This is a genomic window from Burkholderiales bacterium (assembly GCA_015075645.1).
Lineage (GTDB): Bacteria > Pseudomonadota > Gammaproteobacteria > Burkholderiales > Casimicrobiaceae > VBCG01.
The window spans coordinates 12,310-35,506 of record JABTUF010000004.1; the positions used below are offsets into that span (position 1 = coordinate 12,310).

Consider the following 23,197-nt stretch of genomic DNA (forward strand, 5'->3'; position numbering starts at 1 on the left):
CGGCCGTCGGACGCGCCGGCGCCGATCCTCGGCGTGGCGCGCGACGCGTTCCAGACCCGGCCAAGCCGCGGCGCGTGATCGCGGGTCCAATCGACGCCGGGATACGGTAGAGTAATGAATCCTTGTTTCAAGGATTCGCGATGCTCGCCAAGCTGACGTCGAAAAACCAGCTGACGCTGCCCAAGTCGGCGGTGCAGGCGGTCGGCGCCTCCGGGTACTTCGATGTCGAGGTGCGCGCCGGCCAGATCGTGCTGACCCCGGTGCGCATCCAGCGCGGCGACGCGGTGCGGGCCAAGCTGGCGGCGCTGGGTCTCGAGGATGCCGACGTCGTGGACGCAGTGCAATGGGCGCGCAGGACTCGATCGGCGACGGCGGCGAAGTCGTCACCCAGGGCGGCGGAGCCGGACGTCGCCTGCGCGACCGGCGGGCCGCGCGCGGCGAAGCCGGCGCCGCGCAAGAAGCCGGCGCGCCGCGCGTGACCGGGAAGTCGCCGCCGCGCGTCGTGCTGGACACCAACGTCGTGCTGTCGGCGCTGTTGTTCGGCGGCGGCCCGGCAGCGCGCGTGCGCGCGGGCTGGCAATCCGGGCGTTTCGCACCGCTGGCCAGTACGGCCACGGCGCAGGAATTGGTTCGGGTGCTCGGCTACCCGAAGTTCCGACTGTCGGCCGAGGAACGGGAGGAGTTGCTCGCCGACTTCATGCCTTGGGTCGAGGTCGTGCAGATTCCGGACTCGCCACCCGCCGCGCCTGCCTGCCGCGATCCGTTCGACCTGCCGTTCCTGCATCTGGCCCTTGCGGGCCGCGCGCGGGCCATCGTGACCGGCGACCGCGATCTGCTGGTGCTGGCGCGGACACGAGGACTGTGCCCGGTGCTCGGCGTCGATGCCTTCTGCCGGAAGTTCTTGCGCGCCGACCGGGCGCAGCGATGAACACCTCCGCCCTCGTCCAGACCCCCTGGATCCCCTGCGACGCCAACCGCGGCGACGACATGAGCCACGACGACAGCGAAGAGCAGTTCACCTGCCTGCGGTTCCTCGAGTTGCCCGACGAGTCCAGCCGGACACTCCTGCGCTGATCTTCGGCAAGGCACAAGACAGGTTCCAGAACCTCGGACTCGGTGCGGCGGAATCGGTCCTCTGTCCTCTGTCCTCTGTCCTCTGTCCTCTGTCCTCTGTCCTCTGTCCTCTGTCCTCTGTCCTCTGTCCTCTGTCCTCTGTCCTCTGTCCTCTGATCCCCGCCCCTTCATTCGCCCACCCGCATCGCCCGCCGCTCCCGGGCTGAACGGTAGCCGGCGTCGATCACCGCGAGCGCGCGCGCCATCTCGTCGAGCCCGGCGCGCGGCGCGCGGTGGCACCGCAGGTCGTCGGCGAAGCGCCGCACGTAGTCGGCGTAGTACGCGTCGGTGTCGAACGAAACCGGCAGGCGCGCCACGCTGCCCGCGGCGCCGCGCACGACGAGTCCCGCATCGTCGGTCTCGACCCGCGTGCGCCGCCCGCCCATCGTCAGCCGAAACTCGCGCCACGGCGCGGCGTCGGGGAATCGGTAGCCGACGACGACGTTCGACTGCGCGCCGTTGCCGTGCAGGAGGGTCAGCACCGCGAGGTCCTCGACCGCGCACCGGTGGCCCGCTGAACTCAGCGATGCGCACACCTCGACCACACCGCTGCCGGTGAGCTCGATCGCCAGGTCGACGAAATGCACGGCGAGGTTGATCGCCGCGCCGCCGCCGCTCGCCTCCGGGTCGAGCATCCACGCGTTGCCCGAGCGAACGTAGCGATCGGGCGGACCCGCGATGAACCGCACGGCGAATTCGAGCGGCGGATCGTCGCGCGCGATCGACAGCAGGCGCATCCCGAGGTCGGCGTGACGCTGCACCAGCGGCACGGCCACCGGCACGCCGGCCGCGCGTGCCTCGGCGGAAAGCGAGGCGACCTCGTCCGCGGTGCAGGCGCACGGCTTCTCGAGCGACATCGGCACGCCGCGCGCGAGCACCGCTCGGGCGAGCACGGGCATGTCGCGATGCGGGCCCGACACGAACGCGCAATCGAGTCCGCCGGCGTCGAGCAGCGCGTCGGGATTCGCGAACACAGGAGCATCGTGCGCGGCAGCGAGCCGGCGCGCGCGCTCCGGATCGGGATCCCAGACCCCCGCGACCGCGATGCCCGCGGACGCGAAGCCCTCGAGCATCAGCGGCACGTGCCAGTGGGCGGCGCCCAGGAGCGCCGCCCGGATCATGCGCCCGCCCGAAGGCTCTGCGAGAACGCGCCGCGCGTGCCGTGCAGCACGCCGCGATCGAGGAAGATGCCGGTGATGAGGTCGCTCACCTCGGCGAAGCCCGGCGCGCGCCGGCCCTCGAGGCCGCGCGGGCGCGGCTGGTCGATGCCGATGATCCGCTCGATGCGGCCCGGGCGCGGCGACATCACCACCACGCGGTCGGCGAGGAGCACCGCCTCGTCGATCGAGTGCGTGATGAACATCACGGTCTTGCGGCTCGACAGCCACAGTTCCTCGAGGTCGATGCGCATCTGCTCGCGCGTGAGCGCGTCGAGCGCGCCGAACGGCTCGTCCATCAGCAGGATTCCCGGATCGTGCACCAGCGCGCGCACGATCGCGGCGCGCTGCTTCATGCCGCCTGAGAGTTCGCGCGGAAAGGCATTCGCGAACTCGCCCAGCCCGACCGCGTCAAGCAGCGCGCGGGCGCGGGCCTCGTGGGCGGCAGGGTCGAGCCCGCGCAGTTCGAGCTGCAGCAGCACGTTGCCGAGCACGGTGCGCCAGTCGAGCAGCGTCGCCGCCTGGAACACGATGCCGAGGTCGGTGTGCGGCCCCTGCACCGGGACGCCGGAGATCGCGATGCGTCCGGTCGTCGCGGGAACGAGCCCCGCGACCAGCCGCATCAGCGTGCTCTTGCCGCATCCCGAGGGACCGAGCACCGCGATGAACTCGCCTTCGCCGACCTCGAGGTCGACCCGGTCGAGCGCGCGCACCTCGGTGTTCCCGCGACGGAACACCTTGGAGACGCCCTCGGCCGAGATCGCCGCCGCGGCCCGGCGGGGCGGCGCGCCGGAGCGCGCCAGGGCCACGTCTTCGCTCACTTGCCCGACGCGAAGCTGTAGTCGTAGTGGTCGGCGACCTTCGCTTCGGTCTTCAGGCCCTGATACCTGGTCAGGATCGCGAGCGTCTGGTCCCAGTACGACGCGGGCGCCACGCCGAACGCCATCTGCGCACCGTCCGGCGGCGGGATCAGCTTGAAGCTCGCCTCCATCTGCGCGCGCAGCGCCGTCTCGTTGATGCCGGGCTTGGCCCTGGCCGCCGCCTTGATCGCGGCCTCCGGATCGGCCATCGCGGCCTTCCAGCTCCGCTCGGTCGCGCGCACGAAGCGGCGCACGAGATCGGGCTTCTCGGCGATCACCTTGTCGTTGGTGAAGACGCTGACGGTGAGCGTGTTGAACTTGTTGTCGGCGAACCGGATCACGTTGACCTTGCGGCCCTGGGTTTCGATCGTGACCGCCTGATCGTCGACGCCGCCCAGGAGGCACTCGGTCCTGCCCTGCAGCACCGCGACCGGCTTCGCGGCCGGGTCCATGAACACCAGCGTGATCTGCTTCTCGTCGAGACCGTTCGCGCCGACGAGCCCGGGCCACATCTGGTGCAGCGCGTCGCCCGCCGTGACCGCGACCTTCTTGCCGTACAGGTCCTTGAGGCTCTTGACGTTCGCATCGGCGGCGCAGGTCACCGAGAGGTTCGAGGTGCGGAACAGCGACATGATCACCTTCACCGGCGCGCCCTTCGCGCGTCCGGCGATCACCGCGCCGGTGTCGGCGAGGCCGAAGGTGTCCTCGCCGTTCGCGACGAGTTGCACCGCCGCGCCGGAGCCGCGGCCCTCGTTGATCGTGAGGTCGATGCCCTCGTCGCGGTAGTAGCCGCGTTCGAGTCCGAGGTAGTAGGCCGGATGCTGGCCGATCAGCACCCAGTTGAGTCTCAGGCTCGCCTTGTCGAGCGCGAGCGCGGGGCTCGCCACGAGTCCGAAGAGACCTGCGAGCAGCAGGCGGCGGATGGGGGTCGTCACGGTCATGTCCTCCTTGCGTGGTGTGCTCCGTCCTCGCGGACGGTCGTTCGGGTTCAACGGGGCCCGGTCGCGTCGTCGGACTTCTGCGACACGTGCCAGGGAATGGCGAGCCGCTCCACCGCCTCCACCAGGTAGTAGATCGCGAGTCCGGCGAGCGAGAGCAGGATGATCGCCGCGAACACCTTCGCGGTCTCGATGAAGCCGTTGTATTCGAGGATCAGGTAGCCCAGTCCGGAGTCGGAGCCGACGAACTCCGCGACGACCGCGGCGGTGGCCGCCATCGCCGCGCCGACCTTGAGTCCGGTGAAGATGTTGGGCAGCGACTGCGGGAGCCGGATCTTGAAGAACATCCGCCAGGCCCCCGCTCCGGTCGAGCGCGCGAAGTCCTCGACGTCCGCGTCGAGCGAACGGAAGCCGGCGATCGCGCTGATCACGATCGGAAAGAACGACAGCAGGAACACGAGCATCACCTTCGGCATGAACCCGAAGCCGAACCAGACGATGAACAGCGGCGCCACCGCGATCTTCGGAATGATCTGGAACACCACGAGCAGCGGGTAGAGCGTCGTCTGAACGAAACGCGAGAACGCGATGAGGAGCGCGAGCGGGATGCTGACGACGACCGCGATCGCGTAGCCGACGACGATGATCTGCGTGGTCGCCCAGGTGTTCGCGAGCATGCGCCCGGGCTGCGAGAGGAAGCCCTCCCACACCGCGGTCGGGGCCGGCAGGATGTAGCGCGGCGCGCGGAACACGTGCACCGCGATCTCCCAGCCGGCGAAGAGGAGCGCGAAGGTGATGAGCACGTTGCGGTGGCGCGACCACAGCGCGGCGAGGCGCGCCGCGGCGGAGCCGCCCGAAGGCGATGCGGTCCCGGCGCTCACGCGCGCACCTTGAGCGGCGTGGCGGGCTTCGCGCCCGGGCGTGCGGCATTCACCGGCTTCGGGGCCGGCTTCGGGCCGTAGCGCTGCGCACGGGCGCGCTGGCGCACGCGCAGGCGCCACACCGATTCGAGCGCCGCGGCGCCTTCGGCGAGCGCGGCGTGGATCTGCGGATAGCGCTCCGGCGTGATCCGCGACACCGGACCGGCCACGCTCAGCGTCCCGGCCACCGGAGCGTCGGGCCGCGGATCGGTCCGGAACGTCGTCGCGAGCGCGACGATGCCGGGCTCCGCTTCCTCGACCGCGACGGCGTAGCCGCGCGTGCGCGTGGCGGCCAACTGGCGCTTCAACCCCTCGACGGTCGACAGCGCCCGGGGACCGAGGCGCAGGTGCGCGAAGAAACCGCGCGCACAGATCAGGCGCAGCGCGTCCTCCTCGGGAAGCGTCGCGAGCCATGCCTTGCCCGTGGCGGTGGCATGCAGCGCGACCTCCTGGCCCATGTCGGCGTCGTAGCGGAGCCCCGCGGTCGCGCCCTGCGCGCGCGCGACCCAGGCGATCGTCTCGCCCTCGACGACCCCGAGCCTGCAGTACTCCTGCGTGCGCCGCGCGAGGGTGTCGAGGATCTCCTGCGCGACGTCGGTGACCACGCGCGCGTCGAGGTCGCGGAACGCGAGCGTCGAGAAACGGAGCGAGAGGACGTAATGCCCGGTGTCGGCGTCCTGCACGACCCAGCCGCGGTCGACGAGCGTCGCGAGCAGGCGGTGCACGCCGCTCTTCGGCGAGCCGACGCGCGCGGCGATGTCGTGGAGTTCGAGCCCGCCGATCGCGCCGGCGAGGCACTCCAGCACGTCGAGACAGCGATGGACCGCGGCGACCGTCATGGGTCGGGGAGTGTACGAAATGGGACCCGGGTTCTATACTGGAACGGAATTCCAGTTTTGTCGATAGGCCGCGACGGACGGCCGCAACCGGAGACTCCGATGGCGCTCGCGGGCGAAGGCACGGTGGCGATCTGGCACGACATCGCGCCCGAGGGTCGCGCGGACTTCCACGCCTGGCACGGCGAGGAGCACATGCCGGAGCGCGTGGGCATTCCCGGGTTCCTGCGCGGCCGCCGCTACGTGGCGCTCGCGGCCGACCTCGAGTACTTCAACCTGTACGAGGCGGTCTCGCCGCAGGTGCTCACCGGCGCGGACTACCAGGCGCGGTTGAACGCCCCGACGCCCTGGACGCGGGAAGCGGTCCGGCACTTCCGCGCGGTATCGCGTTCGATCTGCCGCGTGGCCGGGACCTTCGGGCGCGGCCACGGCGGCCTCGTCGCCACCTGGCGCTACGACGTCGACGAACGCGAGGCGCCCGCGCACCTCGATCGCATGTGCGGCGAGATCCTCCCCGGCGTCGCGCGGCGCCGCGACGTCGCCGGCGTGCACCTGATGGTCGCCGATGCGGACGCGAGCGCGGTGAAGACCGAGGAGCAGAAAGTCAGGAGCGAAGCCAACGCGGTCCCGCGCTGGATCCTGATGCTCGAGAGCTGGGGCGACGAGTCGTCGTTTCCCGCGCTCTGCGATGCGGTCCTGTCGGACGACCTGCTGCGCGAATGCGGCGCGCGCTCTCCGCTCCCGCGCGGCCTCTACCGCCTGCAGAACTGGCGCTGCAAGACCGACTGGGCGGCCTGATCGCCCCGGCGCCGCCGGGCCCTCGGCGGTGTCTCGATGGCGCGACCGCGGCTCCGGGTTACGATGGCCCTCCGCACGACGCCCCGTCGCCCGCATGAAGCCCCGCCCCACCGTCGACCCCGCCGCCGCGACGACCGTCGTCCCGGGCACCGCCGTGCGCGACAGCGCGACGCGGCTCGACCGGCCGAAGCCCACGCCCGAGCGGCGGCGGCGCTGGCGCGGTTGCCTGATCGGCGGCGCCGTCGGAGACGCGCTCGGCGCGCCGGTCGAGTTCATGTCGCTCGCCGAGATCCGCGAGCAGCTCGGCGCGGGCGGCGTGCACGGCTACCTGCAGGCGTTCGGCCGCTTCGGCGCGATCACCGACGACACGCAGATGACGATGTTCACGGCCGAAGGGCTGCTGCGCGCCTACGCCTGCAGCGCGACGACCGGATCGGCCGATGCGCCCGCGATCGTCGGCCACGCGTACCTGCGCTGGCTGCACACGCAGCGGGGGCGTGCGGGCGTCGCGCCCGCGCTCGACGGCTGGCTCATCGGCGAGAAGGCGCTATTCGCGTCGCGCGTTCCCGGCGCGACGGTGATGCGCTCGCTCTCCGAGCGCAAGGACTTCGGCGAGCGGCCGCGCAACACGAGCAAGGGGTGCGGCGGCGTGATGCGCGTCGCGCCGGTCGGCCTGTGGTGCGCGCGGCTGCACGAGGGCATGTCGGCCGACCGCATCGCGAAGCACGCGTTCGACCTGGGGTCGGACACCGCCGCGCTCACGCACGGCCACCCGAACGGCCAGATCGCCGCGGGCTACGTTGCCGCGCTCGTCGCGCTGCTCGCGCTCGGCTTGCCATTGCCGCAAGCGCTCGAACGCGCGGCCGCGCAGCTCGTGCGCCGGCCGGGTCACGCGGAAACCATGGCCGCGGTCGAGCACGCGCGCAAGCTCGCGGCCGCCGGCCCACCGTCGGCCGAGTACGTCGGGCGACTCGGCGAAGGCTGGGTCGCCGAGGAGGCCGCCGCGATCGCGGTCTACGCGACGCTCGCCGCGCAGGATTTCGACGCCGGCGTCCGCCTCGCGGTCAACCACGACGGCGACAGCGACTCCACCGGCGCGATCGCGGGCAATCTGCTCGGCGCGCTGCACGGCATCGACGCCATTCCGTCGCGCCTCACCAACGGACTCGAACTGGTCGAGGCGCTCAGGGTGCTCGCCGACGACCTCGCGACGTTTCCGTCCTGGCCGATCGGGCAGTTTCAGCCGTCGACCGACGCCTCCGCGTGGTGGCTGGAGCGCTACCCGCCGCACTGAGCGATCGCGGCGCATCGCCCGTTGCGCTCCCGGGTCGTGCCGGCCCGCGACGCGGTCGCACGTCCGTCCGGACGCGAGACCATGCCGTGACGCCCCGCGGCGCCTGAGCGGGCTTCGTTTCCCGGCCGGTTGGCTGCGGCGCTCTCCGTGACCTCGGGACCACAACATCCAGTGTTCCCCCATCCGGGCTCGCCCATTCTGTAGCGCACACGTAGCCCGGCACGCGCCGCAGATCCACGCGCTGTCCTGCACAGGCTGTAGCGCGCGGCCGCCGGAATCCGGCATCATGGGCGGAACGCCGCCCGGACCAGGGGGGATGCAGCGCGGCGCGACGGCTTCGGCGCGATCGATTTCGGAGCGCCGCCGTAGGCAACAGCTCGCGTCGCCCCGACGAGGAACGCGTGCCGACGCCCCTGTTCACGCTCGTTTCGGACCCGACCGCCGCCCGCGGCGGTTGACCGATCATGGCCTTCCGCGACGATCGCCACCGCGGCCGGGCGCCGGCGCCCCCGGCGCACGCCTCGTCGCTCGCGCGCTTCTACGCGCTGCGCTTCGCGGTCACCGCGATGTCGATGCTCTCGCCGGTTCTCCTGCCGTGGATCGTCTGGAGCACGACGAAGCGCATCGACCTCGCCGGCCTCGTGATGCTGGCGGAAGCCGCGGTGCGGCTCGCGATGTCGCTCTACGGCGGACAGCTCGCGCACGCGATCGGCGGCCGCGTGTCGTTCGCGCTGGCTCAGGCGCTGTGCGCGGCGGGTTTCGCGCTGTTCGCCGCCGCGATCGCCCTGCCGCACGGCAACGTCGCATTCACCGTCGCGCTCCTCGCCGCCGCGGTCGTCGTGATGCAGGCGGGCATCACGCTCGGCAACGTCGTGACCGAGGCGTGCACGGTCTCGCTGCTGCAGGCGGGCGCCGCGAACGTGCCCGCGCGGGTGCGCGTCGTCGACCTCGCGTCGACCGGTTGCGCGCTGCCGCTCGGAGGCTGGCTCGTGCTCGCGTTCGACGCGCCGCTCGCGGTGATCGCGCTCGGCTTCGCGCTCGCGGCCGGGGCGGCGATCGCCGCCGCGCGACTGGGCGCGGTCTACGACCACGCGAACGCGCGCACGCCTGCGCGGCTCTCGCTCGTCGACCGCGATGCCTGGCGCTGGCTCGCGGGAGCGCGCCGCGCGCGCGCGCTCACCGGCTTTCTGCTCGTCGCGAGCGTTCCGGTCACGATGATCTTCGGCGCGCTGCCGTTCCTGCTCGCGAGCCGCACCGCGGCGGGCCTGCCGGCCTGGCTCGCGCCGACCGATGTCCTGTTCCTCACCCACTACAAGGCGTTCGAGTCGATCGCCGCCGCGCTCCTGCTCGTCGCGTGGTCGCGCTGGGCCGCGAATCCCCGGCGCAAGCCTGCCGCGGTGCGCTGCGCGTTCGTCGCGTACCTCGCGTCGATGGCGGCGCTCTCCCTCGCCGGCTCGGCGCTCGCCACCGCGCTCGCCGCGATCGCGCTGGCCGCGAGTTTCTCCCCGCTCCTGGTCTGGGTGCGCGCCGAACGCGCCGCGCTCGTGCCCGAGGGGCGCCGGCAGCGCATCGCCGGCCTGCTCGTCGCGATCGACGCGACCTCGTACGTGCTGGGAGCGCTCGCGGTGCGCTACGCGGGGTTCGAACCGCTCGCGCTCTTCGCGATCGCGGCCGCCGCCGCCGCGCTGTTCGTCGCGCTCCACGTGCCGCTGCGCACCGGGTCGACGGTGCACGTGTCGGCGCCGCCGCTGCCGCCGCTCGACGAGAAGCTCGCGCATCTGCGCGCCTGGCTCGCCGCGAACCAGGAGGCGGTCGAGGCGCGGCTCGAGGAGGCGGTGCCGCGGTTGGGCCTCGTGAAGCGCGCGGTCGCGCCGCCCGACTGGTCGACGCCGCTCGCGGATGCGCCGGCGACCGCCCTGAAGCCGATCGGCGTGGGCCTCACGCCGATCGTGCTGCCCCGGGCGTTGCGCGACGCGGGGTTGCGCACGGCGTCGCTCGCCGCCTCGACCGAGGAAACCTCTGCGTTGCGCCGTCCGCTCGACGCGATCTTCGGGGACGCTCTCGCCCAGGGCTGGCATCCGCGCGTGCTCGCGCACCTGTTGCCCTCGTCGGCGGCGGAGTTCGAGAGCCGGATGCGCGCAGGCTTCCACCGGCTGCGCGTCGACACGCTGCTGCGCGCGGGCATGCCGCCGGGCGGCGTCGCGGACGCGGGCTCCGCGGCGCTCGCGACGCGGTTCGCGCCGATCGAGGTCAACAACGGCGGCTCGCAGGGCCACTGGATCTGCTCGGCGGTGAACCACGCGCTGCTCGCGGGTCTCGGGCTCGAGGGCAGGAGGATCTTCGATCGCCCCGACGCGCTCGTCGACGACGTGTACGAGAGCTTCGTCGACTGGCTCGCCGACCGGATGACCGACCGGCGCTTCGCGCACGCATTCCCGCGCGGCCACGTGCCGCTCGCGTTCGTAAGCGGCCCCTATTCGGGCCGGATGGTGAACGACATCGAGGGACCGCGCATCGCCGCACGCATCACCGAACACTACGGTGTCGCCGCCGACTACTTCGTCGGCTTCGCCGATCTCGAACTCGGCCGTCGCGTGCGCGTGCGCGACCGCGACCTCGCGCTGGTGAAGCGCCGAGGCACCAGCGACGCCGACTCGTTCGCGGTGTGGAGCGACCTCTACGTCACCGACTCGATGGACTACGTGGCGGCCGCGGTGGACTGCCCGGACACGGCGACCCGCGATCTCGCCCGCGCCTTCCTCGAGGGGCGCGTGCTGGGGATCAGCGCCTGGCCGGGGCGGGAGCTGTGCGAGAACGACAAGCTGCACGCGGTCGACAAGGCCAACGCGCACGCGCTGCGCGCCTCCCTCGGCCTGTCGGCGGGCGACGCAGCGGTGCTGCAGCAGGCGGCGCCGCACGCGTTCGCGATCGGCGACGACGTCGCGACCCGGAACGAGCTGTGCGACGCGCGCGATCGCTGGGTGATCAAGGCGCGCTTCGGCTGCGGCGGCAGCTCCGTGATCGTCGGCGCCAAGCCGTCTTGGCCGACGCAGCGCCTGCCATGGGTCGAACATGCCGGCGGGACTTCAGTGGTGCGTCGCGTCGCGATCGCCGATCTCGCCGACCAAGCCGGCGTGACGTTCGCCCTCGACCGCGAGGGCCGCATCGACGGCGCGAGCTGGTCCGCGCTGTGGCCTCACCTCGTCGCGTTCGTCGCGCGATCGCCCGGACACTACGTCGCCCAGCAGCGGGTCGAGCCCGCGGCCGTGCGCGCGATGATCTTCGACGGAACCCGTCTCGACGCGTTCGACGCGACGACGGACTTCGCCGCGGCGTTCACGCTCGGCTGGCGGCGCGACGGGCCCGCGCTCGTGCCGTCGGGCACGCTCTGCCGCGCGGTGCCCGTCGGCCACCCGCACACCAACATCACGACGCGCGGCGCGCTTCTGCCGGTGATGTGCGAAGACGAGTTCGACCGCCTCTACGTGGCGCTCGGCCTCGATCGCGCCGGCGAGCCGGCGGCGAGGCGTCGCGGCGAGACGCGCGACGCGGGCGCTCCGCTTCCCGCCTGACGCTCGCGCGGGACCGCCGCTCGCGCAGGACGTCCCGGCGCGATCGGCGCCGGCACGACATCTTCCCTCACGTGCGGCATCAGGCGAGCGTGATGACCGTCTCGAGGTAATCGGCGGACACCACCAGCGTGTCGCAGCCGGGCCGGTTCCAGCGCCCGAGCAGTTCCAGGAGCGCACGCTCGAGTTCGCGCTGGCGGTCCGCGGGCAGCGCTGCGAACGCCTTGTGCGTCGGGCCGTACCAGCTGCGGAACATGTCGATCCAGTGCTGCGCCGAGCGGTAGCGGAACATGAACGGCACCGTCTCGCAGCGGATGTCCGCGGCGTGCTTGCCGAAGAGCTGGACGATGTGCGGCTCGGTGCCCCACAGCATCGGCGAGCGCAGGCCCGCGGGCGGCGGCACGAACGACGCCATCCGCCGGAACAGGTCGCCGATGAAGCCGCCCGGCGTCCAGCACGCGAGGCCGATGCGGCCGCCGCGGCGCACGACGCGAACGAGTTCGGAGGCCGCGCGGTCGTGGTCGGGCGCGAACATGACGCCGAAGGTCGACAGGGCGACGTCGAAGCTGCCGTCGGCGTACGGCAGCGCCTCGGCGTCCGCCTCGCGGAACGCCATCGGCAGCCGGTCGGCCTCCGCGCGGAGCCGACCCTGCTCGAGCAGCGTGGGCACGTAGTCGGTCGACGTGACCTTCGCGAAGCGGCGGGCGGCGGCGAGCGAGGCGTTGCCGTTGCCGGCCGCGACGTCGATGACCGTTTCGTCCGTTTGCAGGTCGACGGCTTCGCAGAGCGTTTCGCCGACGATCTGCAGCGTAGTGCCGATGATGCCGAAGTCGCCCGAAGCCCAGGTCGCCTGCTGGCGGGCCTTGATGGCGGCGAGGTCGACGACGGGCGCGGGAATCGCGGCCGAAGCCGCGTGTTCGGTGACGGTAGGCATGACGGGGTTCCTTGGCGTTCCGGTTGACGGTGCCCCGCAGCCCGACGCGGCGGGGCGCAACGAACCCATGGTGCCGTCGATGGAGCCTTCGCGCCTGATCGCGTATCCTTGCGGCTTGCCCGTGCATCCGGCGCGTGCATGCGTCTTGACCGTCCGTCCGTCGCGCCGGGTCGAAACCCCGGCGGGCCCAGGAGTCCCTATGCGCGACATGGGCCAGGACACGCTCTCCGAAGTGCTGCGCGCCGTGCGCCTGCACGGCGCCGTGTACTTCTACGTCACCGGCGAGGCGGATTGGGCGGCAGAGGCGCCTCCGGGACGCGACATCGCCGCCGCGGTGATGCCCGGCGTCGACCACGTCATCGAATACCACGTCGTGGCGCGCGGCCACTGCTGGGCGGCGGTCGTCGGCGCCCCGCCGGTCCGCCTGTCGGAGGGGGACATCGTGATGTTCCCGCACGGCGATCCTCACGTCGTGTCCAGCGCCCCGGGCCTGCGCCCGCCGGTCGACACGCGCGAGGCGATCGTCGCCGCTGCGCGCGCGCCCAAGCCGATCCTGATCGCGATGCGGGGCATGAGTCCGCCGGGACCGGTCCCCGACGAGCGCGCGCCCAACGTCCTCGTCTGCGGCTTTCTCGGCTGCGACCTCCGGCCGTTCAATCCGCTGGTCGCGTCGTTGCCGCGACTGCTCCACATCCCGGCGAACGGCGGAGGCGACTGGGTCGCGCCGATGATGCATCAGGCGGTGCGCGAATCACGAGAGCACGGCGCGGGAAGCGAGGCGGTCCTCGAGCGGCTCTCCGAGATGATGTTCGTCGACGCGGTGCGCCGGCACCTGGGCGCGTTGCCGGAAGGATCGAAGGGGTGGCTCGCGGGATTGCGCGACCGCGCGGTCGGCAAGGCGCTCGCGCTGCTGCACGAGCATCCCGCCGACGCGTGGTCGATCGAACGCCTCTCCGAGCGCGTCGGCCTGTCACGCTCGGCGCTGCATGAGCGCTTCGTGCACTTCGTCGGACAGGCGCCGATGCAGTACCTCGGCCAGTGGCGCATGCAGCTGGCGGCACGCGCGCTCACCGAGTCGCAGGCACCGGTCGCGGCGATCGCGCTCGACGTCGGCTACGACTCCGAGGCGGCGTTCAGCCGCGCGTTCAAGCGCATCGTCGGCGCGCCGCCGGGCGAGTGGCGCAGGCGCCATCGTTTCGCAGCGCCGGCCGCGGCGGGCGGGAGAGGTTGACGCGGTGGGCGCCCCTTCGAACCTGCGCCGGCGCATCCTCGCCGCGATGGCGGGTGCGGCACTGGCGTCCTCCTACACGGCGGCGCACTCGGCGATCGAACTCGGCGCGCCCGCACACGCGTACCTCGCGCTCCGCACGCTCGCCGCGAAGGCGACGGGCGTCGAACAGGTGCTGCCCTACCTGTCCGCGAATTACCGCCGCGTCGTGGCGAACCTGCCGCGCGAGGAGCGCGAAGACTGGTTCGGACGCTTCCGGCGCTTCCCGCCCGGGCCGGTCACGATCCAGGCGCAGGCGCAGGCCGGCGACCGCTGCGCGCTCGGCGCGGTCGCGCGCGACGCCTCGCACGTCAAGTGGTCCGGCCGGATCGAGATGCTGCGCGAGGGCGGCGCCTGGAAGCTCGACGACGAGCGCTGGAGTTCGGACTACCGCTGAGCACGATGGCGCACGAGGTCGCGAAGTGGCTCTACCGGCTCGACGCGAGCTACGCGTGGGCCTCGCCGTTCGACTTCGACACCGACTGCTCGTTCACCGATGCGAAGGGCCGGGTGCGGCTCGTCCTCGAGCGGGGCGGCACGATCACCGTCACGCGCGGCTACGCCTGGAACGGCTGCAGTCCCAAGTTCCGCCTGCTCGACCTCCTGATCGGGACCCCCGAAGGCGTGGTGAACGCGCGCACCGGCGAGCGCAAGACCTACTTCGCCTCGCTCGTCCACGATGCGCTCTACCAGTTCCGCGGCGACGGCCTGCCGCTGTCGCGCGCGCAGTGCGACCGCGCGTTCCTGCTGCTGATGCGCGAGTCGGAGTTCCGCCTCGCGGGCATCTACTGGTTGGCCGTGCGAATATTCGGCGGGCTCGTGCTCGCGGCGACGCGCGGTCACCGCGGCTGGCGCGGGTCCGCGCTGCGGATCGGTTCCGACATCGCGCCCTCGCGCGCGGACGCGAGGCCCGCGCTCCTGTCGGATCCGGCGGGCATGCAAGCGTCCGCGGCAGCCCGCACGTCGACGCCCGCGATGGAGGTCGCGTCGGTCGACCACTTCGTGCTCACCGTCGCCGACGTCGAGGCGACCGTCCGCTTCTACGAACGGGTGCTGGGCATGCGGCGGGAGACGTTCGCGGGCGGTCGCCGCGCGCTGCGCTTCGGGGCGCAGAAGATCAATCTGCATCCCGCGGGGGCCGAGTACGCGCCGCATGCGGCCCGCCCGACGAAGGGCGCCGGCGACTTCTGCCTGCTCTCCCGCGTGCCGCTCGACGATGTGGTCGCGCACCTGCGCTCGGAGGGCATCGCGATCGAGGAGGGCCCGGTCGTGCGCACGGGCGCCACCGGCCCGATCCGCTCGGTGTACTTCCGCGACCCGGACGGTAACCTGGTCGAGGTCAGCAACCCGCAGGAATAGGGGTCAGTGCAGGCGCTCGCGCGTCTTGCGACCGCCGTCCGGCGGTCCGCGGCGCGACCCGCGCTCGCGCGTGGCGTCGGCGCGCCGCCGCTCGTGCCAGTAGCGGTAGATGAGCACCGCTGCGAGCGGCAGTTCGTCGACGAGCGACGCGCGCTTCTCCTTGTCGTCGATCCACTCGGCGAACTCCGGATCCTGGTCGCCGAAGGCGAGCGCCTCGACCGGGAACAGCCAGTCGCGCGCGTCGCGCGCGTCGTAGAGCGGCTGCCAGTCGTCGTCGCGCAGCTTGACGCCTGACATGTAGCCCTCGCACCACGCGGTGGCCTCGCCGGGAGTCTTGTCCGGCCGCGGGCGCTCCGGATCCGCGAGATAGAGCAGCGGCTTGAACCGCGTCGGCGACTCGTCGAGCGTGCGCTGCAGGCCGACGACGTGCCGCAGCATCAGCGCCATCACGCGCTGCGCCTGTTCGGTCGACGCGTACGCGGGTGTGGCCGCCCGCCCGCCTTCGCTCCACACGCCGGGCAGCCATTCGGAGGGCTGGATGACCTCCGGTCCGCTGACGATCGCGCAAAGATAGCCGTCGAGCATCTCGAGGTCCATGCAGTCCTGCGGCACGGCGTCGGAGGACAGGAACGCCTCGAGCTCGTCGAGCTCGGCGTCGGACAGGGGTTCGTCTAGGGCGCGATCGGACATCCGGGGGATCGGGCGATGCTCCGCCCAGAGGATTGGCCGACCAGCATACACGCATCGCCCGGCCCGGCTTCCGCGGCGCTTTCCGGCGCCGTGCTACGCTTGCGCGCCACACTCCGACGACGATGCCACCGAAGATCAAGACGCAGGCGTTCCTCGCGACGCTGCCGCTCTTCAAGGAACTCGCGCCCGCCGAGCTCGACCGGCTCGCGGGCGGCACGACCGAACTGCACGTGCCGCGCGGCGAGATCCTGTTCCAGAAGGGCGACCCGACCACCGGCTTCTTCCTCGTCATCTACGGCCAGGTGAAGCTCTCGTTCGTCACGCCCTCCGGGCAGGAGAAGGTGGTCGAGATCATCACGCCGGGCAATTCGTTCGGCGAGGCGCTGATGTTCATGGGACGCCCGTACATCGTGATGGCGCAGACGCTCGCCGACACGATGCTGCTGCACGTGTCGAAGGAGGTGGTGTTCGAAGGACTCGCCCGCGAGCCGGAATTCGCGAAGAAGATGCTCGCCGGCCTGTCGCGCCGCCTGCATTCGCTCATCTCCGACGTCGAGAGCTATTCGCTCCAGTCGGGGACGCAGCGCGTCATCGGCTACCTGCTCCGCCAGGACGATGCGCTGGAGGCCGACACCGGCCCCGCCAGGCTCACGCTGCCGGTGACCAAGGCGGTCGTCGCCTCGCGCCTCAACCTCACGCCCGAGCACTTCTCGCGCATCCTGCACGAGCTGCAGTCGCTCGATCTGATCCGGGTCGAGGGCCGCGACGTGCACATCGTCGACGTCGGCCGGTTGAGGGCGCACACCGGATAGCGCGCGAGCCGCCGACCGGAGGCGCCCGGCCGGGCAGCGGCGGGGATCGGACCGTCAGTGGCTCGTCCCCGCCTCGCGGGTGATCTTGTTCCAGACGTTGTACTTGCCGACCGGTTTCGACGCCGGGATGCGCTTCACCTCCTCGAGCGTCGCCGCGTCGTAGACGACGATCGCGCCGTCCATCTCCCACACGCTCGCGAGCGCATGGCGGCCGTGGCGATCGAACTCGATGTGGGCGGCCGTCTTCCCCGGCGACGGCGTGACCGATCCGGCGATCGCGAGCGTGCGCTTGTCGATCACCTGCAGCGTGTCCTTGCGCGGACCCATCATCGAGTCGATCCAGGCGTAGGGCGTCGCGTCGTGGCTGCGCATGAAGAAGCCCGGGCCGAGGGTCGGGATCTGCTTCACCGCCTTCCAGGTCTTCGTGTCGATCACCGTGACGACGCCCTCCTTGAGGTTCGGCGTCGCCATCACCGTCCTGCCGTCGTGGACGAAGGTGATGCCCGAGCCCAGGTGCGGCATGCCGGGCAGGTCGAGGTCGGCGATCTTGCGCCGCACGTCGAGGTGCACGACCTGCCCCTTGCCGGCCTCGCGCGACGCGCCCATCACCTCGCTGTAGTCCCGGGTGAAGAAGAAGTCGTCGAGCGTGTCCTGCAGCACCGAGCGGCGAACGTTGAGGAAGCCGGGGACGAACGCGCCTTCGCGGCTGCGGTAGTCGTGGATGACGCCCTCCGCGATCTCCGGCGCCTTCGGGTCGTAGCTCACCTCCCAGACCTCGGCGATGTCCTTCAGCGCCACGACGAAACTCCTGCGCGGCGTGGCGTCGTAGACCGCCGACACGCGCGAGCTGCGCTTGCCCTCGCGGTCGAGCGCCGGAATCACCTTGACGAGCCGGAGGTCCGAGTCGAGGACGACGACGGTGTGCGGCAGGTAGTTGCCGACCATCACGAACCTGCCGTCCCCCGACACCGCGGCATTGCGCGTGTTGAGGCCCGCGCGTACCTCGGCGACCATCGCGAGGTTCCAGAGGTCGTACTTCGAGATCCATCCGTCGCGCGACGCGAAATAGACGAAGCGCCCGTCCGGCGAGAACTTCGGTCCGCCGTGCAGCGCGTAGCGCGTCGGGAACCGCGCGATGCGCTCGAACCGGTCGCCGTCGAGGATCGACGCGTGGTGGTCGCCCGCCTCGACGACGACGAACAGGTTGAGCGGATCCGCGCGAAACGACGGCTTGTCCGCGAGAGAGTCGCGCGTGCGGTGGACGACGTGCGACGCGCGGATGTCCGCCTCGGTCCAGACCGCCTTCGTCGCGGGCGGCGCGTAGATGTAGGCGACGAGAGCGTCGATCTCGGCCCGGGAGAGCGCGGGCGAGAACGCGGCCATCTGCGTCGCCGCGCGACCGTTCGCGATCGCTTCCGACGCGGCCGGCTTGCGCAGGCGCTCGAGGCTCTCGGGCAGCAGTGCGGGCCCCATCAGCCCGAAGCGGTCGGCGCCGTGGCAGGACGCGCAGTGGGTCGCGTAGAGCGCACCCGCGTCGATGGCGGCCGGCGGTGCGGCGTTCGTCTGGGACGCCGCCGCGCCCGAGAACGCGACGACGAGCGCGGCGATCGCGACGTAGACGGCCCAGCCGATCGCGCAGCGCCAGCGCCAGAGGCCGGAGCTTCGGGTCGCCTGCCCGGGGCCCGAACCCGATCCCGGGGTTCCCGGACTCCTGCACCGGCCATCGAACGTCACGTCCTTCCCCCGCCCGCGTGCACGTTCGGCACGGGCTCCGTCGCCGCGTCCGCGCGCCGCACGCGCACGTAGGGCTTCGCGACGAGCCGCTCGCCGCCGCCCTCGATGCCGAGTTCGTCGTCGTCGAGGTAGCAGCCCGGATCCTCCGCCCAGGCATCCTTCGCGATCTGCCAGGCGCGCACCCGCGTGTTGCCGCCGCACACGTCGAAGTACGCGCAGCGCGCGCAGCGCCCCTTCACCGGGCGCGGGCTCGACTTCAACCCCGCCATCAGCGGGTCCGAGGTGTCGTTCCAGATCGCGGAGAACGGCCGCGACTCGACGTTGCCGAGCGGGTAGTCCCACCAGAACGTGTCCGGATGGACGTTGCCCAGGTTGTCGATGTTCGCGATGTTCACGCCCGAACTGTTGCCGCCCCACTGCGCGAGCTTCGCGCGCAGGTGATCCACGCGCTCCGGAAAGCGGTCGCGCGCCCAGCGGAGCAGGTAGACGCCGTCGGCGTCGTTGTTGCCGGTGACGAACTCGCGCCGCCGTTCGTACACGACCGACCGCCACGCGGCCTCGAGGATCAGGTCCATCGCGCGGCGCGTCGTCTGGAACACCGCGTCGGTCTTGCGGTTCACGTTGCCGCGCCCGCCGTAGTTGAGGTGCGACAGGTAGAACTTGTCGATGTCCTCCGCCTCCATCAGCGCGAGCAGCGCCGGGAGGTCGTGCGCGTTGTCCTGCGTGAGCGTGAACCGGATGCCGACCTTGAGGCCTGCGTCCCGGCAGCGGCGCAGCGCCGCGAGCGACGCCGCGTAGGCGCCCGCCTTGCGGCGGAACCGGTCGTGCGTCGCCTCGATGCCGTCGAGGCTGATGCCGACGTAGTCGTAGCCGATCGCCGCGACCTTCGGCAGCATCGCCTCGTCGATCATCGTGCCGTTGGTCGACAGGCCGACGTAGAAGCCCATCGCCTTCGCGCGCGCGGAGATCTCGAAGATGTCCGGGTGCAGGAGCGGCTCCCCGCCCGAGAGGATCAGCACCGGCACGCCGAACGCCTTCAGGTCGTCCATCGTGCGGAAGATCCCGGGGGTCGGGAGCTCGCCGGGGAAATCGACGTCCGCCGAGATCGAGTAGCAGTGCTGGCACGCGAGATTGCAGCGGCGGATCAGGTTCCAGATCACGACCGGCCCGGGCGGGCTGCGCTTCGGCCCGAAGGGCGTCGGCCGGCGGATTTCCTCGAGGTACTGGGTCACGCGGAACATCGTGGGCGCCTTGGGCGGGTCGGACCGCAGTATCGCGCGGGGCGGGCCGCGAAACCTTGATCCCGGTCGAACGGAGTCAACGGAACCTGAGGCCGGTCTTCTTCAGCACGCGCGTGCTGTAGAGGACTTCGTGGGCGCGGGCGGCGTCGCCGAGCACCGCGGCGATCGCATCGACCTGGCGCTCCACCTCCGCGCGGTCGCGCCCGTGGACCATGGCGAACAGGTTGTAACGCCACGCCGGAAGCCGGCGCGGGCGGCGGTAGCAATGGGATACGCCGTCGATCGCGCCGATGCGCTCGCCCAGTTCGTCGACGCGCGCGTCGTCCACGTCCCACACGCTCATGCCGTTGGCGGTCCAGCCGAGGCGGTAGTGATTCGGCACGACACCGATGCGGCGGATCGCGCCCGACGCGAGCATCGCGCGCATGCGTTCGATCACGACGTCGGGAGGCGCGCCGATGGCCTCCGCGACCGCGTGGTACGGCCGGGGCACGCGCGGCAATCCGGCCTGCGTCGCGCGCAGGATCGCGCGGTCGAGCGTGGCGACGTCGATCGGCGCGTTCACGCCTCGAGCCTCAGTTCGACGAAATACTCGCGCTCCTTCGGAAACGCGAGCACCGGCAGGCCGGTCGCGGACTCGATGCGTCCGACGACGCGATCGAGGTCCTCCGGCGCAGGCGTCGCGACGACGAACCACAGGTTGAGTCGATGGTCGCGCGCGTAGTTGTGCGCGACCTCGGGGAAGGCGTTGACGATGCCGGCGACGCGGTCGAAGTCCGCCTCGGGCACCGACATCGCCGCGAGCGTGAACGCGCCTCCGAACCGGGCGGCGTCGTACAGCGGGCCGAAGCGCGTGAGCGTGCCGTCCGCGAGCATGCGGTCGATGCGTGCGATCAGGTCGTCCTCGGTGATCCGGAGCGCCTCCGCGGCGGCGGCGAACGGCCGCTCGCACAACGGGAAATCGCCCTGCAACGCGTTGACGATCGCGCGGTCGACGGGGTCGGCGAGTCCGCTCACGCCGGCACCGTCCGCGCGATCGCGCCCTCGCCCGTCGGCGACACCCGGCGGTCGCGCGCCGCGTAACGCGCGCCGCGCTGCTTGAACGCCGCGAGCGAGAACAGCACCTCGTGCGCGTACGCGTCCAGGCCGACCGACGCCGCGATCGCGTCGCGCCGCGCGCGCACCGTGCCGCGGTCGCGGCCGTGGATCATCGCGTAGAGGTTGTAGCGCCACCCGTCCGCGCGGCGGCGCCGGTACGCGAGCGTCACCGCGTCTTCGACCGCGAGGGCGGCACCCAGCGCGTCGGCGCGGTCGTCGGGCACGTCCCAGACGCACATCGCGTTGGCGGCGTAGCCGAGCGTCCGGTGGCGCACGACCAGCCCGAAACGCGAGACGACTCCGCGGTTCAGCCACTCGGAGAGCCGGACCGTCAGCATCGCCTCGGAGACGCCCGCACGGCACGCGACTTCGGCGTAGGGCCGCGGAACGGGCGGCAGACCCTCCTCGAGCGCGCCGACGATGCGCCGGTCACGCTCCGAGAGCACCATCGGCGCGACCGGCGCGGCGACGCGGCGCGCGGGCGGCACGTGCATTCCCGTCGCGTGGACGTCGAAGCCGAGGTCGATCCAGTAGTCGCGCACCAGCGGCACCCGGATCGCGCGCGTTCCGCTCTCCTCCTCGATCGCCGCGAGCGCGGCCTCCAGTCGCGCCGGATCGGCCGCCGCCGCGACGAACCACAGGTTGAACGCGTGCTCGCGCTGGTAGTTGTGGTTGACTTCCTCGCGCGCCGACACGATACGCGCGACCTCGGCGAGACGCCGCTCGGGCACGGCCATCGCGGCGAGCGTCGACGCACCGATGACGTTCGGCCGGAACACCGCGCCCACGCGGCTCAATACCCCGTCGGCCAGCCGGCGCGACACCGCGCCGATCACCTCGGCCTCGCTGGCGCAAAGCCCTGCCGCGATTCGCTCGAACGGCCGCGCGCAGATCGGGAAGCCGCGCTGGAAGCCGTCGACGAGCCGGCGTTCGAGGGCGTCGAGCGGGGCGACCGGCGATCGCGCGTCCACGCTCAGAACCCCATGCGCGCGGCGCGCGAGGTGAAGAAGATGCCCGCCGGACTGTCGGACGCGAGCGTCGCGACGGTTTTCAGCGACTCGGTGTCGACGACGACGACGCGGTGGTCGTCGCGCGCGGAGATCCAGACCTCTTCGCCGCGCGGCGTGAACTCCAGGTGCAGCACCGCGCGCCCCGGCTCGAGCGTCGCGGTCACCTCGCGCTTCTCGGTGTCGATCACCTGCACGCGGCCGTTGTCGGGGAACGCGAAGTTCACCCACACCTGACGGCCGTCCGGCCGCGCGATGACGAACACCGGCTGCCCGGCCACCGCCACGCGGCCGACTTCGCGCCAATCGCGCGTGTCGACGACCAGCACCTCGTGACGTCCGACCGCCGGCAGCCACGCGTAGCCGCCGCCGATCGCCCACCCGCGCAGGTGCGGCATCTTGTAGACCGGCAGCTTCTCCTCGCCGCGGCCGTAGTTCGGCAGGATGCGCCGCACGCCGCGCTCGGTGTGCCACAGGTCGACGAGGGCGAGCCCGTCCTCGCCGAACAGGCCGGCGAGATACCAGCGGCCGTCGGGCGTCACCAGTCCGTCGTACGGCTGCCTGCCGATGTCGCGGAAGCGCTCGACCTTCGGGGCGCGCGGATCGCGCGCGTCGATCACCCAGATCTCGCCCGCGTCGAACAGGCTCGCGACGAACCGGCGTCCCGGCGCGTCGGCGAGCCCGACGACCTTCGACGGCTTGCCGTCGGGACCCGGCACCGACGGAATGTCGGCGAGCAGTTCGAGCGTGACCGCGTCGAACAGTTTGATGCCGCCCGGCGTGTAGTTCTGCGCGGCGACGATCCGGCCGTCCTGGCTCACCGCGCCGCCGATCGAGTTGCCGGCCTGGATCACGCGCCGCGCGATCTTCCGCTCGAGCAGGTCGACCTTGGTGAGGCCGCCGTCGCGTCCGAACACGTAGGCGTAGCGGCCGTCGCGCGAGTAGACGACCGAAGCGTGCGAGAGATCGCCCAGGCCGTCGACGGTGCCCAGCACGCTGCGCGCGGTCGTGTCGACGACCTGCACGCGTCCGGCGGCGCGCTCGATCACGACGCCGAGGTCGCCGGTTCCGCGCAGGTCCGTCGCGGCCGCCGTCGCCGCGACGAACGCGGCCGCGAGCGCGATCAGCGTGCCGGGGAGACGGATTCGATGAAACGGCCTACCGCAGATCGACATCGGTCGCCCCGCTCATGATCCGGGCCGCGAGCCACTGCGCCTCCGCCTCGGATACGAATCGCCGCCATGGCGGCATCGCGGTTCCGGTTCGGCCGTGATAGATCGTCGCGGCCAGGCTTTCCGCCGGTTTCGCGCTCATTGCCTCCGGCGTGAGCGCGGGACCGAGACCGCCGGTCAACCGCATGCCGTGGCAGGAACCGCAGTCCTGCTTGAGGAGCACGAGCAGTTCGCGCTGCCGCTCCGGACCGGGATCGGCGGCCGCTCCTGCGTGCGACACCAGCGCCGCCGCCGCTGCGATCGCGACGGCGAATATCCTGGGTCGGCCGGCGTTCACGTCGATCCTCCTCGAGTGCAACCATGATCGGGCAAGGGGCTCCGTAGTGCTTTGACGCACC

Annotated in this window: 23 protein-coding genes and 1 pseudogene; 10 read left to right on the plus strand and 14 right to left on the minus strand. The window is 72.0% G+C overall.

The genetic code is table 11. From position 1 onward, the window contains the following. Nucleotides 1-140: 140 nt before the first annotated feature. The 3 genes and pseudogenes from HS109_10405 (at nucleotide 141) to HS109_10415 (ending at nucleotide 1,074) form a co-directional block, all read left to right on the plus strand. Nucleotides 141-356 (plus strand): annotated as a pseudogene (locus tag HS109_10405) (AbrB/MazE/SpoVT family DNA-binding domain-containing protein). Beyond that, nucleotides 344-928 (plus strand): putative toxin-antitoxin system toxin component, PIN family, encoded by a 585-nt coding sequence (locus HS109_10410; GenBank protein ID MBE7522781.1) that lies wholly within the window; start codon nucleotides 344-346, stop codon nucleotides 926-928. Before HS109_10405 ends, HS109_10410 begins: the two are co-directional and overlap by 13 nt. After that, complete coding sequence (locus HS109_10415) at nucleotides 925-1,074, plus strand: hypothetical protein (protein MBE7522782.1); 150 nt, start codon at nucleotides 925-927, stop codon at nucleotides 1,072-1,074. The genes HS109_10410 and HS109_10415 overlap by 4 nt, the downstream gene beginning before the upstream one ends. 167 nt (nucleotides 1,075-1,241) lie before the next feature. Here the strand turns inward: HS109_10415 and HS109_10420 are convergent, their stop codons facing one another. The 5 genes from HS109_10420 to HS109_10440 are packed head-to-tail and all read right to left on the minus strand — an operon-like array spanning nucleotide 1,242 to nucleotide 5,827. Further along, complete coding sequence (locus tag HS109_10420; GenBank protein ID MBE7522783.1) at nucleotides 1,242-2,234, minus strand: Gfo/Idh/MocA family oxidoreductase; 993 nt, start codon at nucleotides 2,232-2,234, stop codon at nucleotides 1,242-1,244. Next, the gene (locus tag HS109_10425; GenBank protein MBE7522784.1) at nucleotides 2,231-3,073 is read right to left on the minus strand and encodes an ABC transporter ATP-binding protein; all 843 of its coding nucleotides are present in this window, start codon (nucleotides 3,071-3,073) and stop codon (nucleotides 2,231-2,233) included. The genes HS109_10420 and HS109_10425 overlap by 4 nt, the downstream gene beginning before the upstream one ends. A gap of 14 nt (nucleotides 3,074-3,087) precedes the next feature. Next, complete coding sequence (locus HS109_10430; protein MBE7522785.1) at nucleotides 3,088-4,065, minus strand: ABC transporter substrate-binding protein; 978 nt, start codon at nucleotides 4,063-4,065, stop codon at nucleotides 3,088-3,090. Between the two features lie 53 nt (nucleotides 4,066-4,118). After that, a complete protein-coding gene (locus HS109_10435) occupies nucleotides 4,119-4,892 on the minus strand; it encodes an ABC transporter permease (GenBank protein ID MBE7522786.1) in 774 nt (257 codons plus the stop codon). A 53-nt stretch (nucleotides 4,893-4,945) separates the two neighbouring features. Continuing rightward, nucleotides 4,946-5,827, minus strand: coding sequence for an IclR family transcriptional regulator (locus HS109_10440; protein MBE7522787.1), 882 nt, complete (start codon nucleotides 5,825-5,827; stop codon nucleotides 4,946-4,948). A gap of 99 nt (nucleotides 5,828-5,926) precedes the next feature. Here HS109_10440 and HS109_10445 point away from each other — a divergent pair, with 99 nt between their 5' ends. From HS109_10445 to HS109_10455, 3 genes are all read left to right on the plus strand, one after another. Then, the gene (locus HS109_10445) at nucleotides 5,927-6,622 is read left to right on the plus strand and encodes a hypothetical protein (protein MBE7522788.1); all 696 of its coding nucleotides are present in this window, start codon (nucleotides 5,927-5,929) and stop codon (nucleotides 6,620-6,622) included. Nucleotides 6,623-6,716: 94 nt separating this feature from the next. Beyond that, a complete protein-coding gene (locus HS109_10450) occupies nucleotides 6,717-7,916 on the plus strand; it encodes an ADP-ribosylglycohydrolase family protein (GenBank protein MBE7522789.1) in 1,200 nt (399 codons plus the stop codon). Between the two features lie 464 nt (nucleotides 7,917-8,380). Continuing rightward, nucleotides 8,381-11,488, plus strand: a complete 3,108-nt coding sequence (locus tag HS109_10455) for a hypothetical protein (protein MBE7522790.1) — start codon at nucleotides 8,381-8,383, stop codon at nucleotides 11,486-11,488. 79 nt (nucleotides 11,489-11,567) lie between these two features. Here HS109_10455 and HS109_10460 read toward each other — a convergent pair whose 3' ends face one another. Further along, nucleotides 11,568-12,419, minus strand: a complete 852-nt coding sequence (locus HS109_10460; GenBank protein MBE7522791.1) for a class I SAM-dependent methyltransferase — start codon at nucleotides 12,417-12,419, stop codon at nucleotides 11,568-11,570. Between the two features lie 208 nt (nucleotides 12,420-12,627). Here HS109_10460 and HS109_10465 point away from each other — a divergent pair, with 208 nt between their 5' ends. From HS109_10465 to HS109_10475, 3 genes are all read left to right on the plus strand, one after another. Then, nucleotides 12,628-13,650 (plus strand): AraC family transcriptional regulator, encoded by a 1,023-nt coding sequence (locus HS109_10465; protein MBE7522792.1) that lies wholly within the window; start codon nucleotides 12,628-12,630, stop codon nucleotides 13,648-13,650. Between the two features lie 4 nt (nucleotides 13,651-13,654). Beyond that, a complete protein-coding gene (locus HS109_10470; protein ID MBE7522793.1) occupies nucleotides 13,655-14,083 on the plus strand; it encodes a hypothetical protein in 429 nt (142 codons plus the stop codon). 578 nt (nucleotides 14,084-14,661) lie between these two features. Next, nucleotides 14,662-15,045: a VOC family protein gene (locus tag HS109_10475; protein ID MBE7522794.1), complete on the plus strand. Its 384-nt coding sequence runs from the start codon at nucleotides 14,662-14,664 to the stop codon at nucleotides 15,043-15,045. A gap of 3 nt (nucleotides 15,046-15,048) precedes the next feature. Here the strand turns inward: HS109_10475 and HS109_10480 are convergent, their stop codons facing one another. Further along, on the minus strand, nucleotides 15,049-15,735 hold the full coding sequence (locus HS109_10480) for a YecA family protein (GenBank protein MBE7522795.1): 687 nt from the start codon (nucleotides 15,733-15,735) through the stop codon (nucleotides 15,049-15,051). A 122-nt stretch (nucleotides 15,736-15,857) separates the two neighbouring features. On the opposite strand from HS109_10480, the gene HS109_10485 reads away from it, so the two are divergent. Then, on the plus strand, nucleotides 15,858-16,547 hold the full coding sequence (locus HS109_10485) for a Crp/Fnr family transcriptional regulator (GenBank protein ID MBE7522796.1): 690 nt from the start codon (nucleotides 15,858-15,860) through the stop codon (nucleotides 16,545-16,547). Between the two features lie 54 nt (nucleotides 16,548-16,601). Here HS109_10485 and HS109_10490 read toward each other — a convergent pair whose 3' ends face one another. From HS109_10490 to HS109_10520, 7 genes are all read right to left on the minus strand, one after another. Then, nucleotides 16,602-18,179: a c-type cytochrome gene (locus HS109_10490; GenBank protein ID MBE7522797.1), complete on the minus strand. Its 1,578-nt coding sequence runs from the start codon at nucleotides 18,177-18,179 to the stop codon at nucleotides 16,602-16,604. Between the two features lie 98 nt (nucleotides 18,180-18,277). Next, entirely contained in the window at nucleotides 18,278-19,522 is a 1,245-nt protein-coding gene (gene nirJ, locus HS109_10495) for a heme d1 biosynthesis radical SAM protein NirJ (GenBank protein MBE7522798.1), read from the minus strand. A 76-nt stretch (nucleotides 19,523-19,598) separates the two neighbouring features. Continuing rightward, the gene (locus HS109_10500) at nucleotides 19,599-20,087 is read right to left on the minus strand and encodes an Lrp/AsnC family transcriptional regulator (GenBank protein ID MBE7522799.1); all 489 of its coding nucleotides are present in this window, start codon (nucleotides 20,085-20,087) and stop codon (nucleotides 19,599-19,601) included. Continuing rightward, nucleotides 20,084-20,539 carry an Lrp/AsnC family transcriptional regulator gene (locus HS109_10505; protein MBE7522800.1) on the minus strand — a complete coding sequence of 152 codons (456 nt, stop codon included), beginning with the start codon at nucleotides 20,537-20,539 and terminating at the stop codon, nucleotides 20,084-20,086. The genes HS109_10500 and HS109_10505 overlap by 4 nt, the downstream gene beginning before the upstream one ends. Beyond that, entirely contained in the window at nucleotides 20,536-21,591 is a 1,056-nt protein-coding gene (locus tag HS109_10510) for an Lrp/AsnC family transcriptional regulator (GenBank protein MBE7522801.1), read from the minus strand. The genes HS109_10505 and HS109_10510 overlap by 4 nt, the downstream gene beginning before the upstream one ends. Nucleotides 21,592-21,593: 2 nt before the next feature. Continuing rightward, complete coding sequence (locus HS109_10515) at nucleotides 21,594-22,802, minus strand: protein nirF (protein ID MBE7522802.1); 1,209 nt, start codon at nucleotides 22,800-22,802, stop codon at nucleotides 21,594-21,596. Continuing rightward, nucleotides 22,786-23,115: a cytochrome c gene (locus tag HS109_10520; GenBank protein MBE7522803.1), complete on the minus strand. Its 330-nt coding sequence runs from the start codon at nucleotides 23,113-23,115 to the stop codon at nucleotides 22,786-22,788. The genes HS109_10515 and HS109_10520 overlap by 17 nt, the downstream gene beginning before the upstream one ends. Between the last annotated feature and the right edge of the window lie 82 nt (nucleotides 23,116-23,197).